At 72.9% G+C, this 654-nt stretch carries 1 protein-coding gene; it reads left to right on the top strand.

Annotation, left to right across the window (positions count from 1 at the left end; all coding sequences use genetic code 11):
* The first annotated feature begins 116 nt into the window (after window positions 1–116).
* The gene (locus tag ACFWGN_RS04030; protein WP_377615795.1) at window positions 117–608 is read left to right on the top strand and encodes an MGMT family protein; all 492 of its coding nucleotides are present in this window, start codon (window positions 117–119) and stop codon (window positions 606–608) included.
* Window positions 609–654: the final 46 nt, after the last annotated feature.

The raw sequence follows: 654 nt of genomic DNA, 5'->3' as shown, positions 1-654 counted from the left end.
GCTGTGGCCCCTGATCGGGCCGGATCAGGGGCCACAGCTCACTTCTCGACGGGCGGTGGCCGGTCCGCGTCATGCGCACGGCCGCCAGATCTGAGCCTCGCGGGTACGCTCGCCCGGTGGACCACGAGACCGACCTCGCCGACGCCCGCCAGGAGTACGCGGACGCGGTGCTCGCGCTCGTCGCGGCGATCCCGGCCGGGCGGGCCATGACCTACGGGCTCGTCGCGGAGATCGTCGCGGAGTCGCTCGGCCGGGGCGGACCGCGCCAGGTGGGCCAGGTGCTCGCGCGCTCCGACGGCGACGGGCCCGGTGACGCGGAGCTGCCGTGGTGGCGCGTGGTCAACGCCGCGGGATCCCCGCCGGCCCATCACCTGACGACCGCGCTCACGAACCTGCGGGCCGAGGGATGTCCTCTGCGGCCGGGCGGCGAGCGCGTCGACCTGCGCAAGGCGGTCTGGTTCCCGGAACAGCCCCCTGCTTCCCGGGCGGATTCCAGCGGTGGTCGCAACACGTTCGGCGTTGATGGTACGGGCCCGGCCGCTCTAGCGGCCGGGCCCGTACTGTTCACAGGAGTGATGCGATGTGGGCGAGGGTGCCGGACTCGATGAGGATGAACAGGCCGAGACCTATGAAGACCACGGGCACGAGCCAGTG

This window comes from Oerskovia sp. NPDC060338 (assembly GCF_042726295.1).
In the GTDB taxonomy this organism is placed as follows: domain Bacteria; phylum Actinomycetota; class Actinomycetes; order Actinomycetales; family Cellulomonadaceae; genus Oerskovia; species Oerskovia merdavium.
Note: the sequence above shows the minus strand (reverse complement) of the source record. Positions and strands in the feature narration are given on the sequence as shown.